The 3,215-nt window shown below is 39.5% G+C and carries 3 protein-coding genes and 1 pseudogene; all 4 read left to right on the forward strand.

The window, feature by feature from the left end:
- Window positions 1-1,444: aminotransferase class I/II-fold pyridoxal phosphate-dependent enzyme (locus tag QZ276_RS00065; protein WP_292484126.1), on the forward strand; the 1,444-nt coding region annotated here is incomplete at its 5' end.
- Complete coding sequence (locus QZ276_RS00070) at window positions 1,441-2,433, forward strand: cobalamin biosynthesis protein (RefSeq protein WP_292484128.1); 993 nt, start codon at window positions 1,441-1,443, stop codon at window positions 2,431-2,433. The genes QZ276_RS00065 and QZ276_RS00070, both read left to right, overlap by 4 nt.
- Window positions 2,434-2,462: 29 nt before the next feature.
- Entirely contained in the window at window positions 2,463-3,020 is a 558-nt protein-coding gene (gene cobZ, locus QZ276_RS00075; protein ID WP_292484129.1) for an alpha-ribazole phosphatase CobZ, read from the forward strand.
- A 21-nt stretch (window positions 3,021-3,041) separates the two neighbouring features.
- Window positions 3,042-3,215 (forward strand): annotated as a pseudogene (locus tag QZ276_RS00080) (adenosylcobinamide-GDP ribazoletransferase); the annotation flags it as partial.

Below are 3,215 nucleotides of genomic sequence, written 5' to 3' on the forward strand. Positions count from 1 at the left end.
GCAACTGCAACCATGCGTACATGGAGGATTGGTTCGCGAAACCGCCCAGAAATACAATCTGGATGAATCAGATTTACTTGATTTCAGCGCAAGCCTGAATCCGCTTGGTACACCCTTCCATTACTACAACTGCAGTCTCGAGGAACTTGTCAGCAACAATACGGGAAAACTCACCCGTTATCCCGACAACCGTTATCTGGAATTTAGGGAAGCTGCAGCAGGGTTTATCGGTAATCTGGATAGAGAAAATATAATACTCGGCAACGGTTCGTGTGAACTCATAAGACTGGTGGCAGAATGTGTGGTCGAAAAGGGTAACCAGGTGATAATACCTCGGCCAACTTTTGATGAGTATGAACTCCAGTGCAGGATTTTCGGTGCCAGACCCATATATATTAATTACAGTGAGATTCCCCAGATTTCAGATGAACTCCTTAACGGCTCAAAGATTCTTTTTGTTTGCAACCCCAACAACCCTACAGGAGAACTGCTGTCAAGGTCTACACTAAAGGATTTGGCTGACCGGTGTGCAAAAACCAGTACCCTTCTGTTTGTGGACGAGGCGTTTATCGAACTTTCAGACCCTGAGCAAAGCGTTGCTGAACTCGTAAAGGATAACAATTTTGTGTTTGTCATGCGCTCGCTTACAAAATCGTTTGCTATACCGGGCATCCGTGTAGGATTCGGTGTTGCATCACAAAAACTGGCAAATGTGCTTGACAATGCCAGATTGTCATGGAACATGGGGTTTGTATCCGATGTTGTGGGTACTGAATTGCTGGGCATGGAAGGCGGTGTTTACAGTTCATATTTCAGAGATTCAAGGAAAATGATTGACAGGGAACGCAAGTATCTCATCGACAGGATTTCAAGGATTCACGGATTCACTCCACTGGACAGCAGTGTGAACTACATACTTGTGGATGTAAGTGAATCTGTGATGGATTCTACTGAACTTTCCCGGAGACTGGCTGCAAGAGGCGTACTTGTAAGAGACTGCAGTTCGTTCTGTTCACTTGGTAACGAGTTTATCAGAGTCGCTGTCAGAAATTCGGAGGATACCGATAAACTGGCTAAATATATAGGTGAATTGCTTACTGAATGGGGACAGGAGCAAGGAAACAAATATTTGGAATCCAAACTGGAATCTGCATCAACAGGCAACCATTCAGGTAGAAGTACCTGTGAATATTATCCCTGCCACTATCCTGGGCAGGATTGTACTTTTTGTTTCTGTCCTTTCTATCCATGCGAAGATGAGCGTACAGGAGGTCAATACATTAAGAGTACTGGTGGAGGAAATGTATGGAGCTGTTCTGACTGTCATATTATCCACAAGGAAAAAATTGTAGAGCAGATACTGGATGTTCTCATGGAAGAAAATGGTGATACAAAACAAAACCTGAATAAAGCTTGGGAAAGGATAGTGGAGCCTCTTCTATGATTGGTTTTCTAACACCAGATGCTGAATTTTTTATATCGGTTCTTATTGTAGCAACAGTTTTTGATTTGCTGGTTGGTGAACCTCCTGCTTCAATCCATCCTGTGGTCTGGATAGGCAAATTTATAGCTTTCATGGATAAAACATCCCCTGAAAAATCCAGAAAATTATACGGGATATTTCTTGCAACTATATGTATAGTGTTTGCATCAGCTATTGGTTATATTATCACATTGTTTACTGCAGCATCTTATATACCAGGGACTATTGCTATTCTCATCTCAGCCTATTTTTTAAAATCCACATTCGCTATACGAAGTCTTATTATACACGGCCAAGATATTTACAATGACCTGATTCAAAATCGTCTGGATGATGTTCGTTCAAAATTAAAAATATTTGTCAGCAGAGACCCATATAAACTAAAAAGTAGTCAGATGTCATCCGCCGTAATAGAATCAACATCTGAAAACTTTACAGATGGAATTTTAAGCCCAATATTTTATTATTCAATTCTTGGACCCTTTGGGCTTGTGGCTGTATATGCCTACAAAGCGGTTAATACACTGGATTCAATGGTCGGTTACAAAAACGATACCTACAATGAATTGGGGTATGTATCCGCTAAACTCGATGATGTACTAAACTGGGTCCCCGCTAGAATGTCGGTAGTATTTATCGCATTATCCGCGTTTGTGGTCAATATTTTTGTCGAGAAAAAACTCAGCATCGTCGATTCATTAAAATGTGCCTACTATGAAGGAGGGTTCACATCATCACCTAATTCTGGATATCCCATGGCAGCTGTATCTGGAGCTCTCAGAATCAAACTTGAAAAACCGGATACCTATACACTCGGTGATAGTTTCCCTGAACCTGAACCTTCTGATATTAAGAGAGTATCCCAAATTATTATATCTGCAGCAATAATATCCATAATTATATTTTCATTGATTATTTATGGAATTATGAATTTAATTGGTTATATCTAATCCAAAAGGTTTTGTTAAAGAGGATTGTTATGAAATTATCAGATATAGATGAAAAATACCTGAAAGGCGAACAGCCTGAAGAACTTGAAGAAGAAAGATACGATAATGAAATCTATAATGTTATGGAAAAAAACGGTGTAAGTAAAAAAAATATTATAGATACTGCAATGGAATTATATTTTTCACATCCAGGACTTGAAACCAAAGAAAAAGCAGAAAGTATCTTCACAAGAGAACTGGACATAGCATTTTCAGACCCTAACCTCTGTATACTGGTGTATTCGGGAATATTGCTTGAAAAAGAAGGTGAAGCAGGCTCACTTCCCAATCTGAGTAAAAGTTCCTATGAAAAAGACCTCTCTTTTATTATTGCCGATGAGGTGCTCGGCATGAGCATTTCAAAATACATAAGCGGAGATAAAGGAATGTTTGAATATGTCCGTTTTGATAAGGAAAAACCCGGAATTCTTTCAAAGCTTGGACCATTTATGGACGATGTAGTCGCAGGTATTGTAGGCGGTGTTTCTGCAAATATGTATACAAGAGCCATAGCAGAAATGGACAACAATAATGAATCTGGTGAATAAAACGACTGGTGTGGTTGCGGAATGAATTCATATTTACTTGCAGTAAAATCAGGTTTCGGATTTCTGTCCACCATACCTTTCGGACTCACAATGGAAGGTCTTGATGAACTGGTAAAAAGAATATACCTGTTCCCGTTTGTAGGCATTATTATCGGTCTTATTATAGGTGCATTTGCTTACCTTTTTGGTTTTGTA

Source organism: Methanohalobium sp., from assembly GCF_018609725.1.
In the GTDB taxonomy this organism is placed as follows: Archaea; Halobacteriota; Methanosarcinia; order Methanosarcinales; family Methanosarcinaceae; genus Methanohalobium.